Below are 24,364 nucleotides of genomic sequence, written 5' to 3' on the forward strand. Positions count from 1 at the left end.
GACCGAAGAGGGTTAACCTTCGGTACCCGCCTCGCGCTTGAGTTCGTAGAGTACGTCGAGCGCCTCGCGCGGGCTGAGCGAGTCCACATCGATCGCGCAGAGCCGGTCGCGCAGCGTATCGCAGCGCTCCTCGCGGGCCTCGGCGGCGGCGGCGAACAGCGGCAGGTCGCCCAGTCCGGCAGCCAGTCCGCCGGTCTCGGCGCGTCCCTTCTCGAGCTTTTCGAGCACCGCCTTGGCCCGCGCGACGACCGCGCCGGGAACCCCGGCGAGCCGCGCCACCGCGAGCCCGTAGCTACGGTCAGCGGGACCCTCGGCAAGCTCGTGGAGCAGCACGAGATCGCCCTTCCATTCGCGCGCGCGGACGTGGTGGAGCGAGAGCGCGTCGCAGGTCTCGGCGAGCCGCGCGAGTTCGTGGTAGTGCGTCGCGAACAGGCAGCGGCAGCGGTTGCTTTCGTGCACCGCCTCGGCCACCGCCCAGGCCAGCGCGAGTCCGTCGTATGTCGAGGTGCCGCGCCCCACCTCGTCGAGGATCACGAAGCTGCGCTCGGTGGCCTGGGACAGGATCGCGGCGGTCTCGACCATCTCGACCATGAAGGTCGAACGCCCGCGCGCCAGGTTGTCGGAAGCGCCGACGCGGCTGAACAGCCGGTCGACCAGCCCGATTCGCGCCGCCTTCGCGGGCACGAAGCCGCCCGCCTGCGCCAGCAGCACGATCAGCGCGTTCTGGCGCAGGAAGGTCGACTTGCCGCCCATGTTCGGGCCGCCGATCAGCCAGAGCCGGTCGGCCCCGGACAAGCGGCAGTCGTTGGCGACGAACCGCTCGCCCTGCGCCGCCAGCGCCGCCTCGACGACCGGATGACGCCCGCCCTCGATATCGAGGCAGGCCTCATCGACGATCGCGGGCCGGGTCCACGCGCCCTCGGCGGCGCGCTCGGCCTGTCCGGCGCTGACGTCGAGCCGGGCGAGCGCGCTCGCGGTATCGGCTATGCCGCGCCGCGCGGCCACGACCGCCTCGACCAGCGCGGCGAAATGCCCTTCCTCGGCCGCCAGCGCGTGCGCGCCCGCTTCGGTGATGCGGCTCGCCTCGTCGTGCAGCTCGACCGCGTTGAAACGCATCGCGCCCGCCATGGTCTGACGATGGCTGAAGCCGCTGTCGGCCTCCATCAGCTTGTCGGCATGGCGCTGCGGCACCTCGATGAAGTAGCCGAGCACGTTGTTGTGCTTGATCTTGAGCGCCGCGACCCCGGTCTGGTCGCGGTAACGCGCCTCGAGCGCGGCGATCGCCCGCCGCGCGTTGCCCGAAGTCCTGCGCAGCTCGTCGAGCGCGGCGTCGTAACCCTCGGCGATGAAGCCGCCCTGCCCGCGCTCGGTCGGCGGCGATGGCACCAGCGCGCGCGAGAGCAGGTCGACGAGCGCGCCATGGCCCGCGAGCAGCGGCCCGAGTTCGGCGATCAGACGCGGCACGTCGCGCCCCGCGAGCCGCTCGTGCAGCCGCCGCGCACCGTCGAGGCCGTCGCGAAGCTGACCGAGATCGCGCGGGCTGCCTCGTCCCGCGACGACGCGGCCGAGCGCGCGCCCGACATCGGGCAAGGCGCGCATACCCGCGCGCAGCTCGTCGCGCAGCAGCGCCTCGTCGTGCAGCCAGCCCACCGCTTCGAGCCGCGCGACGATCGCCGGTACTTCGGTGAGCGGCGCGGCAAGATCCTCGGCAAGCTGGCGCGCGCCCGCGCCGGTGACGCAGCGATCGACCGCGTCGATCAGGCTTCCCTTGCGCCCGCCGCGCGCGCCCTCGAGGATTTCGAGGCTGGCGCGCGTCGCCTCGTCCATCGCCAGCGCCGCGCCGCCTTCGCGCGCCCGGGGCGGCAGCAGCAGCGGCAGCGCGCCGCGCCCGACGTGATCGAGATAAGCGATCAGCCCGCCCGCCGCGGCGAGCATCGCGCGCGAGAACTGGCCGAAGCCGTCGAGCGTCGCGACGCCGTGGATCTCGCGCAGCTTCGCCTCGCCCGCATCGCTCGAAAACTCGCGCGGCGGCCTGGCGATGATTTCGGGCGGGGCCGCGCCCCAGCCTTCGGGCGCGACGATCTCGCTCGCGCCGAGCCGCGCCAGGGTCGCGCCGAGCCGGTCGGGGGCGCACTCTTCCAGGTCCATCCGCCCGGTCGAGATGTCGCAGGCGGCGATGCCGCAAGTGCCGCGCACGTCGCAGACCGCCGCGAGCACGTTGGCGCGGCGCGGTTCGAGCAGCGCTTCCTCGGTCAGCGTGCCGGCGGTGACGAAGCGCACGATGTCGCGAGCCACCAGCGCCTTCGAGGCCCTGCCTTCCTTTCTGGCGCGCTCCTTGGCCTCGGCGGGCGTCTCGGTCTGCTCGGCGATGGCGACGCGGCAGCCCGCGCGGATCAGCCGGGCCAGGTAGCTCTCGGCCGAATGGACCGGCACGCCGCACATCGGGATCGGCTCGCCGCCGTGCTCGCCGCGCGTGGTGAGCGCGATGTCGAGGATCGCGGCGGCGCGCTTGGCATCCTCGAAGAACAGCTCGAAGAAGTCACCCATGCGGTAGAACAGCAGGCAGTCGCCCGCCTCTTCGCGGAGCGCGAGGTACTGCGCCATCATCGGGGTTGCGCCGCCGGCCATAGCGCTTCCTAGAGCAAGCGCGCGCCGATTCGGGAAGCGGCGGCCCTCACCTTTCCCCTACCAAGAGCGACCGACATTGGTTAGGGGCATGCGCGCTCTGGGGAGAATAGCAGTGTCCGAAGACAACAAGATCGAGTTCACCGAGCGCGAGGCGCTCTTCTATCACCAGACGATCCGTCCCGGTAAGATCGAGATCATCGCCTCCAAGCCGATGGCGAGCCAGCGCGACCTCAGCCTCGCCTATTCGCCCGGCGTCGCGGTGCCGGTGCGCGCGATCGCCGAGGATGCCAACGACGCCTTCGAATACACCGCCAAGGGCAACCTCGTGGCGGTGATCTCGAACGGCACCGCGATTCTCGGACTCGGCAATCTCGGTGCGCTCGCCGCCAAGCCGGTGATGGAAGGCAAGGCGGTGCTGTTCAAGCGCTTCGCCGACGTCGATTCGATCGATATCGAACTCAACACCGAAGACCCCGACGCCTTCATCGAGGCGGTCGCGCTGATGGAGCCGAGCTTCGGCGGCATCAACCTTGAGGATATCAAGGCGCCCGAGTGCTTCCAGATCGAGCAGGCGCTGCGCGAACGCATGAACATTCCCGTCATGCACGACGACCAGCACGGCACCGCGATCATCTCGGCCGCCGGCCTCGTCAACGCCTGCCACCTGACCGGGCGCGACTTCAAGGACGTGAAGGTCGTCGTCAACGGCGCCGGCGCCGCCGCGATCGCCTGCACCGAGCTGATCAAGGCGATGGGCGTGCGCCACGAGAACGTGACCATGTGCGATTCGAAGGGCGTGATCTGGCGCGGCCGCGAAGGGCTCGACCAGTTCAAGTCCGCGCACGCGATCGATACCGACGCGCGCACGCTGGCCGAAGCCCTGAAGGGCGCGGACATCTTCCTCGGCCTTTCGGTCAAGGGCGCGGTCACGCAGGACATGGTCAAGGGCATGGCGGACCAGCCGATCATCTTCGCCATGGCCAACCCCGACCCCGAGATCACTCCGCCCGAGGCCAAGGCCGCGCGCGCCGACGCGATCGTCGCGACCGGGCGCTCGGACTATCCGAACCAGGTCAACAACGTGCTCGGCTTCCCCTTCATCTTCCGCGGCGCGCTCGACGTGCGCGCGACCGCGATCAACGAGGAGATGAAGATCGCCGCCGCCGTCGCCATCGCCGAACTCGCGCGCGAGCAGGTCCCCGAGGAAGTCGCCGCCGCCTACGGCAAGAACCACCAGTTCGGGCTCGACTACATCATCCCCGCGCCGTTCGATCCGCGGCTGATGGAAGTCGTCCCCTCGGCCGTCGCCAAGGCGGCGATGGATACAGGCGTCGCGCGCACGCAGATCGCCGACTTCGACGCCTATCGCCACGCGTTGAAGGCGCGGCTCAACCCTACGACCTCGGTGCTCACCAACGTCTACGCGCAGGTGCGGCAGAACCCCAAGCGGATGATCTTCGCCGAGGCCGAGAACGAAGTAGTGCTGCGCGCCGCGATCCAGTATCGCGACTTCGGCTACGGCGAGCCGATCCTCGTCGGCCGCACCCAGGCCGTGCTCGACAAGTTCGCCGAACTCGGCGTCTCCGATCCCGAGAGCTATCATATCGAGAACTCGGCGGTTTCCGAGCACGTCGAGCCGATGGTCGCGATGCTGTACAAGCGCCTCCAGCGGCGCGGCTATCTGGAGCGCGACGTGCGCCGGATGGTCAACCAGGACCGCAACGTGTTCTCGTCGGGTCTGCTCAAGCTCGGCGTGGGCGATGCCATGATTACGGGCATGACGCGGCCCTTCGGCCAGTCGATGACCGAGATCCGCCGCGTGCTCGACGCCAAGGACGGCGCGCTGCCGTTCGGCATCCACATGATGGTGGGCAAGGCCCACACGGTTTTCCTCGCCGACACGACCATCAATGAGCGGCCCACGGCGGAAGACCTCACCGTCATCGCCACAGAGACCGCCGCGGTCGCCCGGCGCATGGGGCACGAGCCGCGCGTCGCGTTCCTGAGCTATTCGACCTTCGGCAATCCCGCAGGCAAGTGGCTCGAGAACATCCGCGAGGCGGTGCACATCCTCGACGAGCAGGACCCGGGCTTCGAATACGAAGGCGACGTCGCGCCCGATGCCGCGCTCAATCCCAAGGTCATGGCGCAGTACCCGTTCTCGCGCCTCACCGCGCCGGCCAACGTGCTGATCATGCCGGGGCTGCAATCGGCCAACATCTCGGCCAAGCTGCTGCGCGAGCTGGCCGGCACGACCACGATCGGGCCGATGCTGATCGGCATGGAAAAGCCGGTGCAGATCGTCCCGATGACGGCGATCGCGCCTGATGTCCTGACGCTCGCGGTGCTCGCGGCGGCGGGGATCGCGGGCTAGCGAATGGAGCTGCGCTCGTCCTGGGATCCGGACGGGCGCCGCGTGTCCCTGCCTGCGGGACCACCCGCGTACGGTCTGCGATCACGCGCGGGCTGGCGGAATATGCCCGCCCCGCCGTCCGCGATCCCGGTCAGATAGGCTTCCATCGCGGTGACGCTCTTGTCCGTCAACTGGAGAAAGACCCGGCGCGCATCCATGGAATCCGCCGTGCGCGAAAGGTAGCCGGCCTTTTCGAGAACGCCGATCCAGCGCAGTGCGGTCGCTTCGGGGACGCAGGCTGCCACGCAGGCGTCCGTAACCGAGACGGGTCGCGCCCGGCTTCGCTGCCAGTAAAGATCGAGCAGCACGTTCCAGGCGGCCTCGCCGAAGAATTCGGGCGGAAAGAACCTGGCGCGCATCTCGCGCTCTTTCCACAGACCATGCGCCAGTTCCGCCTTTGTCTGCGTCTTGTCCGGCGCGACAGGGGCCTCAAGAGCGTCGCCACGCGATTTCCTGCTTATCAGGGTCCTGATCTTCTCGAGCAAAACGAGAACCTCTCCGACCCACTCGGGCTCCGGAGCCCCTTTCCTATCCATAGCATTACTCAATGACGGGCCCGACCTCGTGATATCCATCCGCCATACGCTCCCCGGAAGATCTGGTTTGACCATCGGAAAGACATATTCCGGATGCCGCCTAAGAAAAACCACCCATGCGACCGTGTGCCGTAATGGGTCAGTAAGCAAGTTGAGAAATTATTTAGAAATCAGCAGGCAACCTTATGTGTTGTGTCGATTATCAATCCTGAATACCTCCAGGCGACGTTTTCGTCTGTTTCTTATTTATAAGGCTGTAGGCCAGAGCCGCATGGGCCGCGGAGATATAATGTCTTTCGGCACTGAGGATCGTAATCGCTCTTTCGAGCAACTTTCCAGCCGCCTCGACCCTGTCGCCACCTCGCTCCTGTGTCACGTCGAATCCATTTAACTAAAGTTAATAGACGCTTCGCAGATTTGACTAACGCACGTAAACCCGAATCGTCTCCATAACGGAGAAAGATATCCCGGTTTCGGCTCGCACGCGCCTGGCGTCGTTTCCGGTTCAGGCCACCGGTCGTCAGAACCACGCGTTCCAGATGCCGAACATGCTGGTCAGGCTCAGCACCACGCCCACCATGATGAGCATCGGCTTGGGCGGGATATGCTTGGCGCCCCAGGCACCGATCGGCGCGGCAAGGACGCCGCCGACGAGCAGGCCGAGCGTGGCGCCGGCGACATCGGCGATGCCGAGGTGCCAGATGAAGGCGATCGAGACGGTCAGCGTCAGGAAGAACTCGACGGTGTTCACCGTGCCGACCACCTTGCGCGGCTCGGCGCCCTGGATCAGCAGGTTCGAGGTGACGACCGGGCCCCAGCCGCCGCCGCCCGCCGCGTCGAGAAATCCTCCGACGAGGCCGAGCGGGGCGATGAACTTGGCCTGCTTGAGCGTCGGGGGATAGAGAATGCCGCGCACCAGCAGCCACAGGCCGATGCCGGCGAGGTAGATCAGCACGAAAGGCTTCACCACGCTCGCGTCGATCGAGGCGAGGACATAGGCCCCCAGGATGCCGCCGATCACGCCGGGTACGAGCAGCCGGAAGAACAATGTCTTGTCGATATTTCCGTGAATCAGGTGGCTGATGCCCGACATCGCGGTGGTGCAGCATTCGACGAGGTGGACGCGCTGCGAGGCGAGCGCCGGCGATACGCCGAGCACCGCGACCAGCAGCGTGTTCGAGATGACCCCGAAGGCCATGCCCAGCGCTCCGTCCACGATCTGCGCGGCGAAGCCGACAGCGATGAAGGGAAGGATCGCGGATAGGTCAAAACTGGCAAGGTCCATGCGGGTCGACTCCGAAAGGCATTTATGTCGATCGCATGGGTAGACTTTAAAAACTCAATCTCACCAGTAGATTTTTCCGCCTGTCGGCCAAGCGAATGTTTCACGCGCCGAAACGAGAGAAGGAGCGCAAGCGCGGTTGAATATGGGTATTTCCGTAGGCAGTTGGGGGCCGTCTCCCCGCAGGGCCTGCGTCACGCCTGAAAGCCGTCACCTCGCCCGGATGGCGGTGTGACGGCTCTCAGGGCTGCCTTAGCGACGCGAGGGGCTTGCGAAATCCGAAGGGCCGCGGCGGTCAGGAGCGTCTTTTGGCTGCGCTCGCAAGGACGACCGTCAAAGGTTGTATAGCGTCACCGCGTTATCCTCGAGCACGCGCTTGCGGATCTCGTGGGGATATTGGCCGAGAGTTTCGACGAGCTTGTCCTGCACGCCCGGATAGAGCGAGGTCGGGTGCGGAAAATCGGTTTCGAACATCACCTTGTCGACACCGATGTCCTCGAGCATCCTGGTCGGCGCGTAGTGCTCGAACCAGTAGCTCACCCAGAAATTCTTCGCGAAATACTCCTTGGGCCGCTTCTTGAGGCCGCGGTTGGTGAAGGTGCGGAACTCGTCGAGCTGGTGCTCCATCGCCTCGAGCCAGAAGGGCACCCAGCCCATGCCGCTTTCGATCAGACCGATCTTGATGTTCTCGTAGGCGTCGAGCAGCCCGGAGACCATGAAGTTCGCCATGGTCGCGGCGCAGCCGATGTGATGCAGCCCGGCGTGGATCGGCAGCTTCTGGTCGAAACCGAGGTTGTCCCAGATCGCCGAGTTGGCATCGAGCGAAGCGTTGAGGTGGAAGTTGAGCGGAATGCCTTGCGCCTCGCAGATCGCGAAGACGTCCGCCCAGAACGGCGAGACCTTGCCGTCAGGACCGATGTAGCCGCTCGAACTTTCGACCCGCTCGGGCCGGTCGGGAAGGGTGATCCCCTTAAGGCCCATGTCGGCGATGCGACGCATCTCCTTGTCCATGACCGCCTTGTCCCAGTAGGGCAGCGTTCCCATGCCGTTGATGCGCCCACCCGACTGGTCCATCCGCTCCTTGCAGGCATCGTTGTAGATCTCGGTTATCGCGATCGCGAGCGGCTCGTCGTCGAGGCTGAGCAGCGAGCCGACCTGGGTGACGCCGCCGTTCTGGAAGCAGATCTGCGCCCAAACGCCCATCGCGTCCATGTCCTTGAGGCGGTCGGGCACCGAATAGGAGCCGGGGTTGATCTCGTCGTAGTTCGGAAAGGCGAGGCGCCCGAGCAGCTTGTTGCCGTCCCTGGCGATGACGTTGCCGCCCATCGAACCGAAGTGCCGATCACCCACGAACCACTGGTCGGCTCCGTCGATGCGTCGCACGTGGGGCATCTTGTCCTTCATTCCGGCGGGAGCGTGGCTGGTCCACAAGTCGGCGGGCTCGGTGAAATGGGTGTCGCAATCGACGATCCGGATACCCTCGAAGAGCGGGTCGAGCCCGCGCGAGTTCGAGGCGAAGTCGACCTCGCGGATATAGCCGCCCGGCGCCCAGCCTTCCTTGAGCCAATAGCGCTGCGCGTCGTCCGCGCTCGCCTTCACGACCGTGCCTGCGTCCTGTTCGGCCATCGTCTCTCTCCCGTCGCATGTTCTCGTCTTGCGGCAAGACATTCGCGCCGCGCGCCGCGCGGAGCAAGCAGGCTTGGCGCGACGGTCAAACGCTCTGGACGCAGGGGCGGATGGTTCCGCGCCGGCTTACCCCGTCCACGCGCCATGCAGCCCTGTATTGCAAATAATTCGCATTCGCTTTATCCGCCGCTACGTATTTTGCTCGACGACTTCGAAGAACCATGATCGCCGGGTCACGATCAGGGGGATCAGCATGCAGGCGCACTCGCCGGCCGGCGACATCGAATTGCTCTATTCGGATCATGCCGATTGGCTGCGCGACTGGCTGCGGCGGCGGACGCGCTGCACGCAGCGTGCCGCGGACCTTACCCACGATACGTTCTGCCGTCTGCTCGAACGTCCGGCCCAACCGATGCCGTCGGCGCCGCGCGGCTTTCTGGCGACCGTCGCGCGGCGTCTGTTGATTGACGACATCCGGCGGCGCGAGATCGAGCGTGCGGTGCGCGACGCCTGTGCCCTGTGCGAAGCCACGCACGACGGCGTCACTCCGGAACGTATTGTCGAGGCGGTCCAGCTACTCGACGCGGTGATGCGCTTGCTGGACGCGCTGCCGGAACAGGCGCGGAAAGCCTTTCTGCTGCGCCGGATCGAGGGGCTCGAACAGAAGGAGATCGCCAGGCGGCTCGACATCTCGCTGAGCACAGTGAAGCGTCATATCGCGCTCGCCTATGCCCATTGCTACGCTCTCGCGGAACGCGGGTGATGGCCGACGCGGACGACGCCGGCGCACAGCAGACGATCGTGGCGCGAGCGGCGCAATGGGCGGCGATGATCGACGCCGGCGACATGACCTCGGCAGAGCGCGCCGAATGCGCGGCGTGGTGCGAGCGCGATCCCAGGCACAGGGACGTGCTGTCCCGCATGCTGAGCCTCCACGATCACCTGGGGCCAGGCGACACGCTCGAGAAGACCGCTTTGCGCAGGCTGCTCGACCATCGCGAGACAACCCGCCGCGTCGGCGGGGCGTTCCTTGCCGTCCTGCTCGTCCTGTCCGGCTGGCTGGTCCTGCGGCCGCAGTCCACCGACGCGCCGGTCATGGCCTATCGCACCGAGCGCGGCGAACAACGCACCATCGACCTGGATGAAGGCAGCCGCCTCACGATCGACACGGACGGCGCCGTCGACGTGGCGCTCACCAGCGAACAGCGACAGGTTCGCCTGCGCCGCGGACAGCTTTTCGCCCAGGTCAAAAAGGATGCGTCGCGTCCCTTTGTGGTGAGCACGCGGGACGGCTCCGCGACCGCGCTCGGCACCGCCTTTGCCGTCCGCCGCACCGAAGCGGCGACGATCGTGACCGTAACGCAATCGCGGGTTCGCGTTTGTCCCGCGGATGCGCCAGCGCGGGACGAGGGCTGCCGGGTCCTTGGCGCCGGACAACGCGCGAGCATGACACCGGCGGCCGTGACGCCCTTGCCGGGCATCGATCCGGAGAGCGCCCTGCTGTGGACCGAAGGATGGTTCGAGGCCGACGACGAGGATGTCGCGACCGTGCTCGCCGAGCTTGATCGCTACAGCACGCGCCCCATCCGCTTCGACGGATCGGATCTCGCAGGCCGCCGGGTGACGGGAAGCTACCCGCTCACCGACATCGATCGCGCGCTCGAAGGCCTCGCGCGCACGGCGAATCTGAATGTGCGAAAGACCGGTGACGCGATCGCGATCACCCCGCGCTGAACCGGCCGTCGTCGAGCCGATTCCCTGCCCGAATGCCCTTGGCGCAAGCCTTCAGTCCCGCTCCCCCGCATCGACCGCGGCGGTGACCGCGACGTCCATCGTCACGTTGCCGACGGTGCGCATGATGTCTGGGAGCATCTCGACAGCCACCAGCACGCCCAGCGGCCACAGCGGCACGCCCATGGCCGCCGCGATCGGGCCGGTCGAGGCGATGAAGCTGATCGTGCCGGGCAAGGAGACGGTGCCGAAGGTGGTGATGTAGGCGACCAGCACGCCCGAGGCGATCATCGCCGGCGACAGGTCGGTGCCCGCGAGCGCGGCGGCGTAGACCACCACCGCGACGTTCATCGCCGGGCTCGTCACCCGGAACAGCGTCACCGCGAGCGGCAGGACGAACTCGGCGGTGGTCGCGGAGACGCCGAGACGAGTCGCGCTCGCCAGCATCGGTGGCACGCTCGCCAGCGACGACTGCGTCGAGAGCGCGACGACCTGCGCGGGCAGGACCTCGCGCGCGAACCGCGCCGGCGACAGCCGCCCAGCGAACATCGCCACCGGATAGGCGCCGAGGAGGAACAGCGCACCGACCGAGGAGACCAGCAGGATATAGTGCGCCAGCGCGCCGATCGCCGCCGCCCCGCTCTGCGCGGTGAGCGTGAAGCCCAGACCGAACACCCCGATCGGCGCGAGCCAGAGCACCCAGCCGATGATCACCAGCATCGCGCCCATGATCGCTTCGAAGAACAGCGCCAGGTGCCTGCGCTGCGCCTCTCCGAGCCGCGAGGCGGCGAGCGCGAACAGCGCGGTGAAGACGATCACCGGCAGCATCGCGCTTTCCGAGGCGGCGGCGATCACGTTGTCGGGCACCAGCGAGGCGAAGAAGTCGCCGAGACCGGGCAGCACGGTCGGTTCGGACGGGCCCTCGACGGCGATTCCGGCGGGTGCGGGCGAGAGTTGGAGGAGCAGCGGCATCACCGTCCCACCGGCGATCGCGCTCACTGCGAGCAGGCCTGCGATCCAGCCGAGCGTGCGCCGCGCCATCGCCCCCGCCCGTGCCGCCGCCGCCGTCTCGATGATGCCGGTGAACAGCAGCGCGCAGACCAGCGGCAGGATCGTCATCTTGAGCGCCTTGAGCCACAGCGAGCCGACCGGCGTCGCCACCGAAAGCACCGCGTCGCCCGCCGCGTTCCCGCCCAGCAGCAGGCCGAGCACGAGGCCCGCGATCAGCCCCGCCAGCGTGAGCAGGCCGGGAACACGAATCTCGGGAATGCGCGTGGTACTCTCAGCCGTGGTCATGCAGGGGCCCCATTCAGTCAGGAGCGCAAGTCTAACGGCGCGGCGGGACATAGCAATTTCTCAGGATTTCTTGGTATATGCCCTGCGTATGACCAAGCAATTCTTCGGCACCGACGGGATTCGCGGCCGCACCAACGCGGAAGTGATGACCGCCGAAATCGCGATGAAGGTGGGACAAGCGGCGGGCACCCGCTTCCTGCGCGGCACGCACCGCCATCGCGCCGTGATCGGCAAGGACACGCGACTGTCGGGCTACATGCTCGAAAACGCGATGGTCGCGGGCTTCACCAGCGTCGGCATGGACGTGGTGCTGCTCGGACCGATGCCGACCCCGGCGGTGGCGCTGCTCACGCAGGAACTGCGCGCCGACGTCGGGGTGATGATCTCGGCCAGCCACAACCCTTACGAGGACAACGGCATCAAGCTGTTCGGGCCCGACGGCTTCAAGCTTTCGGACGAGGACGAACTCGCGATCGAGGCGATGCTGGGCGAGCATCTCGCGCTCGCCGATTCGGGCGAGATCGGCCGCGCGCGGCGCATCGAGGATGCGCGCGGGCGCTATATCCACGCGGTGAAACGCTCGCTCGGCAAGGACGTGCGGCTCGACGGCATGCGCATCGCGGTCGATTGCGCCAACGGCGCCGCGTACAAGGTCGCGCCGTCGGCGTTCTGGGAGCTGGGCGCGGAGATCGTCGCGCTGGGCGTCAGCCCCAACGGCAAGAACATCAACGACCGCTGCGGTTCGACCCATGTCGAGCTGCTGCAGGAGACCGTGGTCTCCTCGAGCGCCGACATCGGCATCGCGCTCGACGGCGACGCCGACCGGCTGATCGTGGTCGACGAGAAGGGCCGCACGGTCGACGGCGACCAGATCATGGCGCTGATCGGCAGCCAGTGGGCCGAGCAGGGCCGCCTCGCGGGTGGCGGCGTGGTGGCGACGGTCATGTCGAACCTCGGGCTCGAGCGGTACCTCAACGGACGCGGTCTCGAACTGGTTCGGACCAAGGTGGGCGACCGCCACGTGCTCGAGGCGATGCGCAAAGGGGGCTACAACGTCGGCGGCGAGCAGTCGGGCCACATGATCCTGCTCGACCATGCGACCACCGGCGACGGCACGATCGCGGCGCTGCAGGTGCTCGCCGCGCTGGTCCACTCGGGCAAGCGCGCCAGCGAACTGCTCCACTTGTTCGACCCGGTCCCGCAGCTCTTGCGCAACGTGCGCTTCGCCGGCGGCAAGCCGCTCGAGGCGGCAAGCGTCCAGTCCGCCATCGCCGAAGCCGAAGCCGCGCTCGAGGGCAAGGGCCGGCTGGTGATCCGCCCCTCGGGCACCGAGCCCGTCATCCGCGTGATGGCCGAGGGCGACGACGCGGGCGAAGTCGAGGCGGCGGTCGCCAGCATCTGCGCCGCGGTCGAGCAGGCGGCCGCCTGATGCTGGAAATGCGGCCCGACTGCGAACGCTGCGGCGCGGACCTGCCCGCCGAAGCGCCCGGCGCGTTCATCTGCAGTTTCGAGCGCACCTTCTGCGCCGAATGCGCCGATGCGCTCGACGATCTTTGCCCCAGTTGCGGCGGCGAACTCGTCGACCGCCCGACGCGCGCGAAGCGGCATCACGCGGCCGGCCCGCCCTCCACCGAGCGGCGCTTCAAGGCGTAGCTTCCGCCATCCGTCCCAGCCCTTGCGCGACGCTCGCCCTTCGACAAGCTCAGGGTGAGCGGGCGAGGGAAGCGCATGGCAAACGGGAGAGGGTGGCTGCGTAGCGGGAGACGGCACCGCCAATCCGGTCATCCTAACCCTGTCGAAGGGCGCTCATCCTGAGCTTGTCGAAGGATGCCTGCGCGCCCTAACACTGGTGGATGACCCAGCCGCCCCGCATCCTTTCGATCGCCGGTTCCGACAGTTCGGGCGGCGCGGGCATTCAGGCCGATATCAAGACGATCACCATGATGGGCGGCTATGCCATGACCGCGATCACCGCGATCACGGTGCAGAACACGCTCGGCGTGACCGGGGTCCAAGCCGTGTCGCCAAAGGTGGTCGCGGGGCAGATCGCGGCCTGCGTCTCGGACATCGGCGTCGATGCGGTGAAGATCGGCATGCTCGGCTCGGCCGCGATCGCCGAGGCCGTCGCCGACAGCCTCGAAGCGCTGGAGGCCCCTGTCGTGTTCGACCCGGTCATGGTCGCGACCAGCGGTTCGGTGCTCGCCGACGCGGCGACCATCGCCGCCTTCGGGCGGCTCATGGCGCTCGCCACGCTGACAACCCCCAACGTGCCCGAACTCGCGGCGCTCGGCGGCGACGGCGCGATGGCGCGACGCGGCATCGCCTATCTCGCCAAGGGCGGCGATGCCGAGGGCGACGTCGTCGAGGATCGGCTGGTGTGCCCCGGCGAGGCGCCCGTGGTCTGGCGCGCCGGGCGGATCGTCACGCGCCACAGCCACGGCACCGGCTGCACCCTGTCGAGCGCGATCGCGACCGGGCTCGGCGCCGGGCTCGCCTTGCCCGAAGCCGTCGCGCGGGCGCGCGCCTTCGTCCGCCACGCGCTGGAAGCGGCGCCGGGCTTTGGCGCCGGTCACGGCCCGATGGGGCATCAGGCGGTGCACGGCGACTGAACCTCAGCCGCAGTCGATGTCGTAGAACTGGGTCACGTGGTCCCAGCCTTCCTCGGCGGTTTCGCACCAGCGGAACAGCTCGGTGTCGTTGGGATTGATCACGCCTTCCTCGGCCATGGCCGCGAAGTTGATCACTCGCTCCCAGTATTCGCGCCCGAAGAGCAGGATCGGGATCGGCTTCATCTTGCCGGTCTGGATGAGCGTGAGCAGCTCGAGGAACTCGTCGAGCGTGCCGAAGCCGCCGGGGAACACAGCCACCGCGCGGGCGCGCAGCAGGAAGTGCATCTTGCGCAGCGCGAAGTAGTGGAACTGGAACGAGAGGCGCGGCGTCACGTAGGGGTTGGGCGCCTGCTCGTGCGGCAGGACGATGTTGAGGCCGAGCGATTCGGCGCCGACGTCGGCCGCGCCGCGATTGGCCGCCTCCATGATCGAGGGCCCGCCGCCCGAGCAGACCACGAACTGGCGCTTGCCGTCCTCGACGATCGCGCACTGGCTGGCGAAGCGCGCCAGTTTTCGGGCCTCGTCGTAGTACTTCGACTTGGCGACGAGGCGTTCGGCCACCGCCTTGCGCTCGGGCGTCGTCGCGGTTTCGAGCACGGCGTCGCAATGCTCGGGCGAGGGAATGCGCGCCGATCCGTACATCACGAGAGTCGAGCCGATGTTGGCTTCCTCGAGCAGCATCTCGGGCTTGAGCAATTCGAGCTGGAAGCGCACCGGGCGCAGTTCGTCGCGCAACAGGAAATCGGTATCGCGGAAGGCGAGCCGGTAGGCGGCGTGCGAGGTCTGCGGCGTTCCCGCCTGCTGGTCGGCGAACCCGGCCTCCTGCTCGGCCTTGTAGAAACGCCTTTGCGTGAGAGTCTTGTCTTCTTTGTCGGTCATGCGCGCTCCTTGGCGCTTCGCGCGCGGGGCGTCGAGTGCAAACGCGACAAGAAGGCTCGCCCGCCGCCGCGATTGGCGCTAGCACCGTGCCATGCCCACCCGCAGATCGACTCTCGCCGGACTTGCCGCAACGCTTGCCGCGCTCACCGCCGCGCCCGCCCTTCCCGAAACGCCGCGCCGCGTCCGGCCGCCACGGCTGCGCGAGGGCGACACGCTCGGCCTCGTCGCCCCGGCGGGCTTCGTGACCGACCGCTTCGGTGTCGAGGCGATCGAGGACACGGTGCGCGCCATGGGGCTGGTGCCGCGCACCGCCGCGCACGTCGCCGGCCGCTCGGGCTATCTCGCCGGCGACGACGCGACCCGCGCGCGCGAGCTGACCGAGATGTTCGAGGACGACGGCGTCCGCGCGGTCATGGCGGTGCGCGGCGGCTGGGGCTGCGCGCGCGTGCTGCCCTATCTCGATTTCGCCAGGATCGCGCGCCATCCCAAGCTCTACGTCGGCTTCAGCGACAACACCGCGATGCACCTCGCCTTCGCCGCGCGGACCGGAGTCGTCTCGATCCATGGACCCAACGCTTCGGCCTCGTGGCCCGAAGGGGTCTGGCAGCAGTTCCACGCGCTCGCCTTCGAGGGCGCGACGCCCACTTACACGATCTCGCAAGAGACCACCGGCGGCCTCGGCCGGCGCGAGGGCCAGGTCCGCACCTTCCACGGCGGCAAGGCGCGCGGGCGGCTGCTCGGCGGCAACCTTACCGTGCTCTCGGCGCTGGTCGGCACGCCCTACCTGCCCGATTTCAGCGGCGCGATCCTGTTCCTCGAGGATACCAACGAGGCCGAGTACCGGATCGACCGGATGATCACCCAGCTCGCGCTCGCGGGCATTCTCGGGCAAGTCGCGGGCGTCGTTTTCGGCCAATGCACCAATTGTGTCGAGCACGCCGCCGGTTACGGCAACTTCACTGTCTACGAGGTGATGGAGCAGCATTTCGCCAAGCTCGGCGTGCCCGCGTTCCAGGGCGCGCGGATCGGCCACATCGGCGATCAGGTCTCGATTCCGGTTGGAGTAGAGGCGGAGATCGACGCCGACGCCGGAACCATCCGTATGCTCGAGCCCGCCGTCAGCTAGCGTTCTCGCGCATCGTTCGACTTTGGCGGCCAGCGCCCGCCGCGTTGGCATTTTGTAAACCACGATCGCTTAGTTGACGTCGCTTCACCGACGCTGCCCTAGGATCGGAATGCTGAAGCGCGCCGAATGGCTGACCTCGCGGAGAATCCGTGCTTATGGCATGATGCTCGCGCTCGCCTTCGTCGGCATGCTGATAGCGACCTTCTTCAGGATGCAGCACGAAGGTTCGGACTTCCTCGCCTTCTGGTCGGCGGCGAAGATCCTCGCCAGCCACGGCGCCTCGGCGGTCTACGATCTCGACCTGCAGGCCCGCTATCAGACGGGCGCAGGGTTCGACGCGATGATCGCCTACGTCAATCCGCCGCCCTACCTGTTCTTCGTGGCCTGGCTCGCCCCGTTCTCGTTTCCCACGGCCTGGATCGCCTGGACCCTGGCGACGTTCCTCGTCTGGTTCGCGGTGGCGCGCAGCGAATGGAAAGGCGACCTCACCTGGCCGCTGGTGGCCTTCCCGGCCGCCTACCTTGCCGCGAGCCATGCGCAGAACGGCTTCGTCACCGGCGCCATCCTGGTGGGCGGCGTGCTCATGCTCAGGCGTTCGCCGTTCGCGGCGGGCGCGATCTTCGGTCTGCTGGTGATCAAGCCGCATCTGGCGCTGCTGGTCCCGTTCTGGCTGCTGGCGCGCCGCGAATGGAGCGCGCTCGCAGGCGGCGTGGCGGGCGCCGCCGCCTGCATCCTGCTCAGTCTCGCGGTGTTCGGCATCGCGCCGTGGCAGCACTATCCCCAATCGTTCGAGGTCAGCGCGGCGCTGATGGCCTCGGGACCCGGCGAGTTCTGGCTGCGCATGGCGACGCCCTATGCGGCGCTGCGCCAGCATGCCGATGCGGATGTCGCGATGGTCGCGCAGGCGGCGATCAGCCTGGCGGCCATCGCGCTGGTCATGATCTGCTCGGCGCGTGAGCGCGACGTCATGGCGAGCGGCGCGCTGATGCTCGCCGCAACCGCGATCGCCTCGCCTTACCTGTTCTCGTACGACCTGCCGTTCCTGGTGCTGCCGGTGTTCTGGCTGATCACCGACGGGCGGGCGCGCGGCTTCCGGCCTTACGAGAAAGTCGCCATCGCCCTGCTCTATCTCTCGCCGCTCGCCACCCGCGCGCTGGCGATCCCGATCGGCATCAACCTGATGCCCTTCGCGGCGCTGGCGATGGTGCTGCTGATCGCCTCGCGTCTGCCCGTGCGCGATGCGCTGCCGGACGGCGAGGAGCCGTGCTGGAGAACCCCGAAGCCCGCAGGCTGAGGGGCCGTCACCGCTCGCTTCCGGCCGCCAGCTCGACCACTTCCTCGGTGATCTGCTCCTGCCGCAAGCGGCGCGCATGGCCCCTGAGATCGTCGAGCTTGGCGTGGACATTGGCGCGCGCCGCGACCATCGCCCGCATCCGTGCTTCGTTTTCCGCCGCGTAGGACAGCGTCAGCGCCTCGCAGAGCTGCGCGAAGACATATTCGTCCGCGAGCCGCTCGAGCAGCGTCGCCGCCGGGAGCTGGATCAGCGGGGGCCGCGCGTGGCTGACCGGCGGGAAGCGGCCGAAATCGAACGGGAACAGGGCGACTTCGGTGACCGTCCCGGCCGCCGCGCCCGGCGCCGCGGGCACGGCGTGGACGATGGTGATCGGGCTGAGCGGGCCACGCTGCAGCCGCTCGAACAGCCGGTCGGCGAGGCGATTGGCGAGCCCGGGAAGCTGGTCGCTGTGCGTCGCCATCGCCATCGTCAGATCCGCCTCGAGGCCGCGTTCGGCAGCGCTCGCGGTCCCCCTGCTGCCGACGATGATCAGGTCCGATGCGGGCGAGCGGGCGAGCGCCGCGGCGGCGGCATCGAGGATGCGCGCGTTGAAGCTGCCGACGAAGCCCTGCTCCGCGCAGACCGCGATCACGAGCTGACGCGTCGCTGTCGCGGGGGCGGGCGCGAGGGCGGGCGGGCGTTCGGCGAGCAGCGCCAGCGCCTGGGCGATCGCCTCGCCCACGGTATCTGCATAAGTGCGAATACCCGGCAGGCGCGCCGCCGCCTCGTGCGAGCGCACCGCAGCGATCCCGCGCATCGCCGTGATCACCGCGGATAGCTGGCTCACGCTGCCGATCCGGGCTTCGACGTCGCTCAGCCGTTCAGCCATCGCCGCCCGCCTCGTCTCCCGTCGGGCCGGGGCCCGCCAGCAGCCCGCGCACCAGTTCGGCCAGCCGGGAGAGCGCCGGATCGTCGAGCTTGTCGCCGGCGTCGATGGCCTTGACCAGATCGCCGGCCCGCGCGTCGAGCGCCGGTCCGATCCGGGCGCGCAGCGGGGCGATGGCGTCGAGCGGCTGCGCGTCGAGCACGCCCGCATCGAGCGCGGCAAGCAGCGCCACCTGCTCGGCCAGACGCAGCGGCGCGAAACGCTGCTGGGCCAGTACCGCCCGGATGCGCCGTCCGCGCTCCAGCGTCGCGCGGAAGCGCCCGTCGGTCATGCCGCCGAAGCGCGTGAACATCTCGAGTTCGAGGAATTGCGCGTATTCGAGGCGGATGCGGCCCGAGACCTGGCGCAGCGCCGCCTTCTGCGTCTTGCCGCCGACCCGGCTGACCGAAAGGCCGACGTCCACCGCCGGACGCTGATCGGAGGCGAACAGCCGGGTATCGAGCACGATCTGCCCGTCGGTGATCGAGATGAGATTGGTCGGGATATAGGCGGACAGGTTGCCCGCGTCGGTCTCGGCGATCGGCAGGGCGGTGAGCGAGCCGCCGCCCAGCTCGGGCGAGAGATGCGCGGCGCGTTCGAGCAGCCGGGCATGGAGGTAGAAGACGTCGCCGGGATAGGCCTCGCGCCCCGGCGGCTCGCGCGTGAGCAGTGCCAGCTCGCGGTGAGTCGCGGCGTGCTTGGTAAGATCGTCGATCACGATCAGGGCGTGCTGGCCCTTGTCGCGGAAATGCTCGGCCATGGTCATGCCGGCGAAGGGCGCGATCCATTGCAGCCCCGGCGCCGCCGCGGCGGAGGCGACCACGAAGATGCAGCGCGACGGCGCGCCGTGGGTCCGCACGGCGTCGATCACCCGCTCGATCGCGCTCGCGCGCTGACCGACGGCGACATAGATGCACACCATGTCGCTGTGCTTCTGGTTGATGATCGCATCGACGCCGATCGCCGTCTTGCCCGTGGCCCGGTCGCCGATGATCAGTTCGCGCTGCCCGCGCCCGAGCGCGAACAGCGCGTCGACCACCAGAATGCCGGTCTCGACCGGATCGGTGACGAGCGCGCGGTCGATGATCGCCGGGGCGGGCCGCTCCACCGGCAGGTGATCCTCGGCCGTAATGGGTCCGCCGCCGTCGAGCGGGCGGCCGAGCGGATCGACGACGCGGCCGAGCAGCCCGGGACCCACCGGCACGCGCACCACCTCGCCGAGCCCGGAGACGCGCATCCCGGCTTCGATGCCCTCGGCCTCGTCGAGCAGCACGGCGCTGATCGTGTCGGCGTCGAGCGCGAGCGCCAGGCCAGTCTCGCCGTTCTCGAAGCGCAGCAGTTCGTTGAGGCACACTTCGGGCAGGCCGGAGATCGTGGCGATGCCGTCGGCGACGTGGGTGACTCGCCCGAAGGTCTCGGCGCGCGGCGCGAGATCGACGGCATCGAGCGCGGCGCGGCGCTCGGCCAGCCAGCGGACTTCGCGTTCGTCACCGGTCATGGCGGTCGAGCCCGGCAAGGATGCGCGCGAGATCGTCGCGCAGATTGGCGTTCACTTCGACGCTGGCGCTCGTGAACCTGAGGCCGGCGATGAGATCGGGATCGACCTCGGTCTTGAGTGCCACCTCGCGGCCCAGCGCCTCGGCGATAGCGGCGTGGCAAGCCGCCAGATCGGCCTCACCGAGCGGCCGCGCCGAGACCAGCACGGGCGCGTCGTCGCCCGCCCCGATCGCCTCGCGCGCCGCGTCGGGCAAGCCGGCGAGAGCCTGGACGAGACCGCCCAGGAACGCGCTCAGCGGCAGGCGCGCCCCCGGCTGCGCCAGCAGCCGGGCCGCGATGTCAGTGGCCAGCACGCTCGCGCGATGGCCGATCCGCGCATCGGCGTCGTCCTGCATCCTGCCGATCCGGTCCTCCGCGTCGGCGATATGCGCCTGTGCCTCCTGCCGGGCCTTGTCCAGAATCGCCTCGCGCTGGGCCTCGGCGTCCTTCTGCGCCGCCGCGATGATCCCGGCCCGCTCGGCATCGGCGGCGGCGCGCGCCGCCACAGCGGCGGCCTTGGCTGCCTCCGCCTCGTCGCGCGCGGCCCGGGCGCTATCGAGCAGGCGGTCGGTATCGGCCTGGCGCCGCGCGACCATCGCCGCCATCGGCCGGAACAGGAAGCGGGCGAGGAGCCACAGCAGCACCAGCAGATTGACGGTCTGCAGGCCGAGCGTCCACCAGTCGATTTGCATCGGGCGCCGGTCCCGTCGCTATTGCACGAAGGGATTGGCGAAGAGCACCAGCAGCGCGACGACGAGACAGTAGATCGCCATGGTCTCGATCATGGCGAGGCCGACGAACAGGGTGCGCGAGATGGTGCCAGCCGCTTCCGGCTGGCGCGCGATCGCGTCCATCGCCGCCGCCACCGCGCGGCCTTCGCCGATACCCGGCCCCAGCGCGCCGAACGAGACCGCGATCGCGGCCGAGAGGATCGAGATTTCCTCGACTGTCATGGATTGCTCCGTGCTTGTGAAGGGTCTGGCGCGGCTGCCGGGGCGCGGGCCGCCTGGCCCTCGCTGACCGCCGAGCCGATGAAGACGCAGGCAAGAATGGCGAAGATATAGGCCTGCACCGCACCGGTCAGAAGGTCCAGCGCCATCAGCGGGATCGGCACCAGCAACCCCGCCAGCGACAAGACGATGCCGATCACGAACACGCCGCTCATGATGTTGCCGAACAGGCGCACGAACAGCGAGAAGGTGCGCGTGATCTGCTCGACCAGATTGAGCGGGATCATCACCCAGCTCGGCTGCGCGAACGTCTTGAGATAGCCGACGAGGCCGTTGCAGCGCACGCCGTGGTAGAGCGTCGCCGCGAAGACGATGAGCGCAAGCGCCGCGTCGGTCTCGACATGGGCGGTCGGCGGCTCCACCCCGGGAATGAGCGAGGACCAGTCGGCGATGAAGATGAACAGGAAGATCGTGCCGATCAGCGCGCGATAGGGCGCCGGGTCGGCACGGACGACCTCGCCGATCTGCTGGTCGATCGCGCCGGTGACCAGCTCGACCGTCGCCTGGATCTTGCCCGGACGCAGCTTCAGCCGGCGCGTGAGCACGATCGAGAACAGGCTCATCAGCGCCATGATGATCCAGGTCGCGATCACCGGCTGGGTGATCGGCACCGGTCCCAGGTGGAAGACCGGCGCGATGGCCAGGGGCGAATCGATCATGGTTCCCGGCCCACCCGGTGCATGACCATGAACCGCCCGACCAGCACCCCCGCCGCGCCGCACAGCAGGTAGAGCGCGCCCAGCCGGGCCAGCACGAAGAGCACCGCGACCATCACCGCCATGCGCGCGACCTGGATCAGCACCGCGCGGACCGGGTGCCCCTCAAGATAGCCCAGGCTGACCGAATGCAGCGTCGCGAAATGGACATAGCCAAGGCCGGTGCAGCCGATCAGCGCCAGCAGCAGATAGAAGAACGAGAAGGGATCGAGCGCGGTCATAGTCTGCGGTGCATCCAGCGCCAGGCGGTGGTGAAGCCGAGCCCGGCGCCGATCATCAGCGCCGGAGCGGAAAAGAAGATGCCGGTGCCGAAACGATGGTCGATCCAGCGCCCGAGCGCCAGCGCCGCCAGCATGGGCAGCACCACCATCCAGCCGAGCACGCCGATCTGCCCCAGCCGCACGCCGAGCGAGGGCTCCGGGTCGGCGCCCGCCTGCTCCTCGCGGCGGCGCGCGCGGCGGGCGGCGCTCGCCATGGGATCGGGGCCTTGGTCGCTCATTGCGTGCCGTCCGGGAAGATGCCGCGCACGTCGGCGGGCTCGCCACCGGGCAGCAGGTAGTGCATGAGCTGGCGGATCGCGCGCGCGTGGAGCTGCGCCTGCGCGGTGCGGGCCTTGCGGTCCTCGTCCTCTTCGGCCGCGCCGGCGGAAACGATCCGGTCCTCCAGCTCCTCCAGCCGATTGCCGAGCATGGCCCGGCGGCAGGCGATGGCGAGCCGATGGCCGCCGGTCAGGCTCAGGACGCCGCCGCGCACGGCGCAATAGTGCGTCTCGCCGTCCGCGTCGCGCCAGCGCACGATCGAGGCGGGCAGCACCGTGAGCAGGTCGGCATGCCCCGGCAGGATGCCGAAGCTGCCGGATTCGTCGCTGGCGCGCACGGCGCGCACGTCGTCGCTGTCGACCACGGCGGTGCCCGGCGTGGCGATGGTGAGGTGCAGCGAACCGCTCATGCCGCCTGCGTCCCGCCCGCGGCCCCCGCGTTTCGCGCGGCGGTTTCCTTGGCGCGGGCTTCCTCGAGCGTGCCGACCATGAACAGCGAGCTTTCCGCCCAGTCGTCGCATTCGCCGTCGAGGATGGCGCGGCAACCGGCGATCGTATCGGCAATGCTCACCGACTTGCCCGGCGTGCCGGTGAAGGCCTCGGTCACGGTGAACGGTTGTGTCAGGAAGCGCTGCAGGCGCCGCGCCCGCTCGACCATGCGGCGGTCCTGCGCGCCCAGCTCTTCCATGCCGAGCAGCGAGATCACGTCCTGCAGTTCGCGATAGTGCTCGATCATCCGGCGCACGTCGGTCGCCATGCGGGCATGGTCCTCGCCCACGATCAGCGGATCGAGCAGCACCGAGGACGAGGCGATCGGATCGATCGCGGGATACATCCCCTCGGCGGCCATCTGGCGCGACAGCACCACCATCGAATCGACGTGGGCGGCAATGGTCGTCACCGCCGGATCGGTGAAGTCGTCGGCGGGCACGTAGACCGCCTGGATCGCGGTGATCGCCGCGTCGCCGACCGAGGCGATGCGTTCCTGCAAGGCCGCCACCTCGCTGGCCAGGGTGGGCTGGTAGCCGACGCGCGAGGGCAGCCGCGCGAGCAGGCCCGAGACCTCCGCGCCCGCCTGGACGAAGCGGAAGATGTTGTCCATCAGCAGCAGGACGTTGCGTTGCTGCGCGTCGCGGAAGTATTCAGCGACGGTCAGCGCCGTCATCGGCACGCGCCAGCGCGCCCCGGGCGGCTCGTTCATCTGCCCGTAGACGAGCACGGTGCGGTCGAGCACGCCCGATTCGCGCATGTCGAGCAGCATCTCGTGGCCCTCGCGCGAGCGTTCGCCGATGCCCGCGAAAACCGATATGCCGCGATAGCCCGCGACCATGGCGTGGATCAGCTCCATCACGAGCACGGTCTTGCCGACGCCCGCGCCGCCGAACATCGCCGCCTTGCCGCCCTGCGCCATCGGCGTCAGCAGGTCGATCACCTTGATTCCGGTGCGAAACAGGTCGGTGGCGCCGTTCTGCGCGGCAAGCGCCGGCGGCGCGCGGTGGATCGGCCAGCGCGGCGTGTCGGGCGCGAGCGCGGGGCCCTTGTCCCCCAGCTCGCCGGTGACCGTCAGCAGCCGCCCCAGCACCGATTCGCCGACGGGGGTGGTGACGGCGCCGCCCGCCGCCTCGGCCTCGCTGCCGCGGCTCAGGCCGGTGGTCGGTTCGAGCGCGATGCAGCGCACCGAGGAGGCGTCGAGATGGGCCTGGACCTCGGCGACGATGGTATCGCCCCCGCGCGTCCGAACGGTCACGGCTTCGTCGATCGCCGGCAGCGTCCCGCCTTCGAACGCGACATCGAGCGCCGCGCCGCGCACCGCGGTGACAGTTCCTCGAGCCGATGATTTGTCAGTGCCAGGCGGCATCAAGACGCTCCGTTTCACCGCACCCGCGTGGTGCGGCGGTCCGCCCCCGGCTGTCAACCACCAAGGCCGCGATCGTGCCGCATGTCGCGCTCCCGCCGGTCGACGTTCGTGCCGGCGACGCAGCGCAGCGCGAGGCGCAACGGACGGCAACGCAAATCGCCGCAGCCGAAGGTCAAATCCCGAGAAAAACCTGGATGCCCCGCGAGGATTCGAACCTCGATTGACGGAGTCAGAGTCCGTAGTCTTACCTTTAGACGACGGGGCAAGAGCGGGCCCCTCTATGCGCGGGATCGATTCGGGTCAAGACGCACTGGACTTGCCGGTTCGATTGCAGCGCGTTAGCATCCGGATCAGGTGTCCGCAGCGGCGGACGATACGACGA

At 68.8% G+C, this 24,364-nt stretch carries 23 protein-coding genes and 1 tRNA gene; 8 read left to right on the plus strand and 16 right to left on the minus strand.

The annotated features are described in order from the left end of the window. Window positions 1-12 precede the first annotated feature (12 nt). Window positions 13-2,628, minus strand: coding sequence for a DNA mismatch repair protein MutS (mutS, locus tag B2G71_RS15625; protein ID WP_206049424.1), 2,616 nt, complete (start codon window positions 2,626-2,628; stop codon window positions 13-15). Window positions 2,629-2,740: 112 nt separating this feature from the next. Here mutS and B2G71_RS15630 point away from each other — a divergent pair, with 112 nt between their 5' ends. Beyond that, window positions 2,741-5,002 (plus strand): NADP-dependent malic enzyme, encoded by a 2,262-nt coding sequence (locus B2G71_RS15630; protein ID WP_098107439.1) that lies wholly within the window; start codon window positions 2,741-2,743, stop codon window positions 5,000-5,002. Here B2G71_RS15630 and B2G71_RS15635 read toward each other — a convergent pair. From B2G71_RS15635 to B2G71_RS15645, 3 genes are all read right to left on the minus strand, one after another. Next, a complete protein-coding gene (locus tag B2G71_RS15635; protein WP_098107440.1) occupies window positions 4,999-5,577 on the minus strand; it encodes a winged helix DNA-binding protein in 579 nt (192 codons plus the stop codon). The two genes, B2G71_RS15630 and B2G71_RS15635, sit on opposite strands and share 4 nt — an antisense overlap. A gap of 520 nt (window positions 5,578-6,097) precedes the next feature. Then, window positions 6,098-6,862 (minus strand): sulfite exporter TauE/SafE family protein, encoded by a 765-nt coding sequence (locus B2G71_RS15640; RefSeq protein ID WP_098107441.1) that lies wholly within the window; start codon window positions 6,860-6,862, stop codon window positions 6,098-6,100. A gap of 330 nt (window positions 6,863-7,192) precedes the next feature. Continuing rightward, window positions 7,193-8,485 (minus strand): amidohydrolase family protein, encoded by a 1,293-nt coding sequence (locus tag B2G71_RS15645; protein WP_098107443.1) that lies wholly within the window; start codon window positions 8,483-8,485, stop codon window positions 7,193-7,195. A 28-nt stretch (window positions 8,486-8,513) separates the two neighbouring features. Here B2G71_RS15645 and B2G71_RS15650 point away from each other — a divergent pair, with 28 nt between their 5' ends. Together B2G71_RS15650 and B2G71_RS15655 are read left to right on the plus strand one after the other, a co-directional pair. Beyond that, window positions 8,514-9,248 carry a sigma-70 family RNA polymerase sigma factor gene (locus B2G71_RS15650; RefSeq protein ID WP_240530181.1) on the plus strand — a complete coding sequence of 245 codons (735 nt, stop codon included), beginning with the start codon at window positions 8,514-8,516 and terminating at the stop codon, window positions 9,246-9,248. Further along, complete coding sequence (locus B2G71_RS15655) at window positions 9,248-10,219, plus strand: FecR family protein (protein WP_098107446.1); 972 nt, start codon at window positions 9,248-9,250, stop codon at window positions 10,217-10,219. The genes B2G71_RS15650 and B2G71_RS15655 overlap by 1 nt, the downstream gene beginning before the upstream one ends. Before the next feature lie 51 nt (window positions 10,220-10,270). Here the strand turns inward: B2G71_RS15655 and B2G71_RS15660 are convergent, their stop codons facing one another. Then, on the minus strand, window positions 10,271-11,512 hold the full coding sequence (locus tag B2G71_RS15660; RefSeq protein WP_098107448.1) for a cation:dicarboxylase symporter family transporter: 1,242 nt from the start codon (window positions 11,510-11,512) through the stop codon (window positions 10,271-10,273). A gap of 88 nt (window positions 11,513-11,600) precedes the next feature. Between B2G71_RS15660 and glmM the strand changes: the two genes are divergently transcribed. The 3 genes from glmM to thiD all read left to right on the plus strand — a co-directional run bounded on the left by glmM (window position 11,601) and on the right by thiD (window position 14,121). Next, a complete protein-coding gene (gene glmM, locus B2G71_RS15665) occupies window positions 11,601-12,941 on the plus strand; it encodes a phosphoglucosamine mutase (protein ID WP_098107449.1) in 1,341 nt (446 codons plus the stop codon). Further along, on the plus strand, window positions 12,941-13,165 hold the full coding sequence (locus B2G71_RS15670; RefSeq protein WP_098107451.1) for a DUF1272 domain-containing protein: 225 nt from the start codon (window positions 12,941-12,943) through the stop codon (window positions 13,163-13,165). Before glmM ends, B2G71_RS15670 begins: the two co-directional genes overlap by 1 nt. Before the next feature lie 200 nt (window positions 13,166-13,365). Then, window positions 13,366-14,121, plus strand: coding sequence for a bifunctional hydroxymethylpyrimidine kinase/phosphomethylpyrimidine kinase (thiD, locus tag B2G71_RS15675; protein ID WP_098107452.1), 756 nt, complete (start codon window positions 13,366-13,368; stop codon window positions 14,119-14,121). 3 nt (window positions 14,122-14,124) lie between these two features. Here thiD and B2G71_RS15680 read toward each other — a convergent pair whose 3' ends face one another. Next, window positions 14,125-15,000 carry an LOG family protein gene (locus tag B2G71_RS15680; protein ID WP_098107454.1) on the minus strand — a complete coding sequence of 292 codons (876 nt, stop codon included), beginning with the start codon at window positions 14,998-15,000 and terminating at the stop codon, window positions 14,125-14,127. A gap of 91 nt (window positions 15,001-15,091) precedes the next feature. Here B2G71_RS15680 and B2G71_RS15685 point away from each other — a divergent pair, with 91 nt between their 5' ends. Then, window positions 15,092-16,126, plus strand: a complete 1,035-nt coding sequence (locus B2G71_RS15685) for an LD-carboxypeptidase (protein WP_098107455.1) — start codon at window positions 15,092-15,094, stop codon at window positions 16,124-16,126. A gap of 109 nt (window positions 16,127-16,235) precedes the next feature. Next, window positions 16,236-17,420, plus strand: a complete 1,185-nt coding sequence (locus B2G71_RS15690) for a glycosyltransferase family 87 protein (RefSeq protein WP_098107457.1) — start codon at window positions 16,236-16,238, stop codon at window positions 17,418-17,420. A 7-nt stretch (window positions 17,421-17,427) separates the two neighbouring features. Here the strand turns inward: B2G71_RS15690 and B2G71_RS15695 are convergent, their stop codons facing one another. From B2G71_RS15695 to B2G71_RS15740, 10 genes are all read right to left on the minus strand, one after another. Then, window positions 17,428-18,288, minus strand: coding sequence for a FoF1 ATP synthase subunit gamma (locus B2G71_RS15695; RefSeq protein ID WP_098107459.1), 861 nt, complete (start codon window positions 18,286-18,288; stop codon window positions 17,428-17,430). Next, a complete protein-coding gene (locus tag B2G71_RS15700; protein WP_098107460.1) occupies window positions 18,281-19,822 on the minus strand; it encodes a F0F1 ATP synthase subunit alpha in 1,542 nt (513 codons plus the stop codon). Before B2G71_RS15700 ends, B2G71_RS15695 begins: the two co-directional genes overlap by 8 nt. Then, window positions 19,812-20,552, minus strand: a complete 741-nt coding sequence (locus B2G71_RS15705; RefSeq protein WP_098107462.1) for a F0F1 ATP synthase subunit delta — start codon at window positions 20,550-20,552, stop codon at window positions 19,812-19,814. Before B2G71_RS15705 ends, B2G71_RS15700 begins: the two co-directional genes overlap by 11 nt. Before the next feature lie 18 nt (window positions 20,553-20,570). Continuing rightward, on the minus strand, window positions 20,571-20,813 hold the full coding sequence (locus B2G71_RS15710; RefSeq protein WP_098107464.1) for a F0F1 ATP synthase subunit C: 243 nt from the start codon (window positions 20,811-20,813) through the stop codon (window positions 20,571-20,573). Continuing rightward, the gene (locus B2G71_RS15715) at window positions 20,810-21,529 is read right to left on the minus strand and encodes a F0F1 ATP synthase subunit A (RefSeq protein ID WP_098107466.1); all 720 of its coding nucleotides are present in this window, start codon (window positions 21,527-21,529) and stop codon (window positions 20,810-20,812) included. The genes B2G71_RS15710 and B2G71_RS15715 overlap by 4 nt, the downstream gene beginning before the upstream one ends. Then, window positions 21,526-21,807: an ATP synthase subunit I gene (locus tag B2G71_RS15720; RefSeq protein ID WP_098107467.1), complete on the minus strand. Its 282-nt coding sequence runs from the start codon at window positions 21,805-21,807 to the stop codon at window positions 21,526-21,528. Before B2G71_RS15720 ends, B2G71_RS15715 begins: the two co-directional genes overlap by 4 nt. Continuing rightward, entirely contained in the window at window positions 21,804-22,085 is a 282-nt protein-coding gene (locus B2G71_RS15725) for an AtpZ/AtpI family protein (protein WP_206049426.1), read from the minus strand. Before B2G71_RS15725 ends, B2G71_RS15720 begins: the two co-directional genes overlap by 4 nt. Continuing rightward, a complete protein-coding gene (locus tag B2G71_RS15730; protein WP_098107469.1) occupies window positions 22,082-22,534 on the minus strand; it encodes a F0F1 ATP synthase subunit epsilon in 453 nt (150 codons plus the stop codon). The genes B2G71_RS15725 and B2G71_RS15730 overlap by 4 nt, the downstream gene beginning before the upstream one ends. Further along, window positions 22,531-23,982: a F0F1 ATP synthase subunit beta gene (atpD, locus tag B2G71_RS15735; RefSeq protein WP_098107471.1), complete on the minus strand. Its 1,452-nt coding sequence runs from the start codon at window positions 23,980-23,982 to the stop codon at window positions 22,531-22,533. The genes B2G71_RS15730 and atpD overlap by 4 nt, the downstream gene beginning before the upstream one ends. A 191-nt stretch (window positions 23,983-24,173) precedes the next feature. Next, window positions 24,174-24,247: transfer RNA gene (locus tag B2G71_RS15740), tRNA-Gln, on the minus strand. Between the last annotated feature and the right edge of the window lie 117 nt (window positions 24,248-24,364).

The sequence above is a fragment of the Novosphingobium sp. PC22D genome (assembly GCF_002556635.1).
Classification (GTDB): domain Bacteria; phylum Pseudomonadota; class Alphaproteobacteria; order Sphingomonadales; family Sphingomonadaceae; genus Novosphingobium.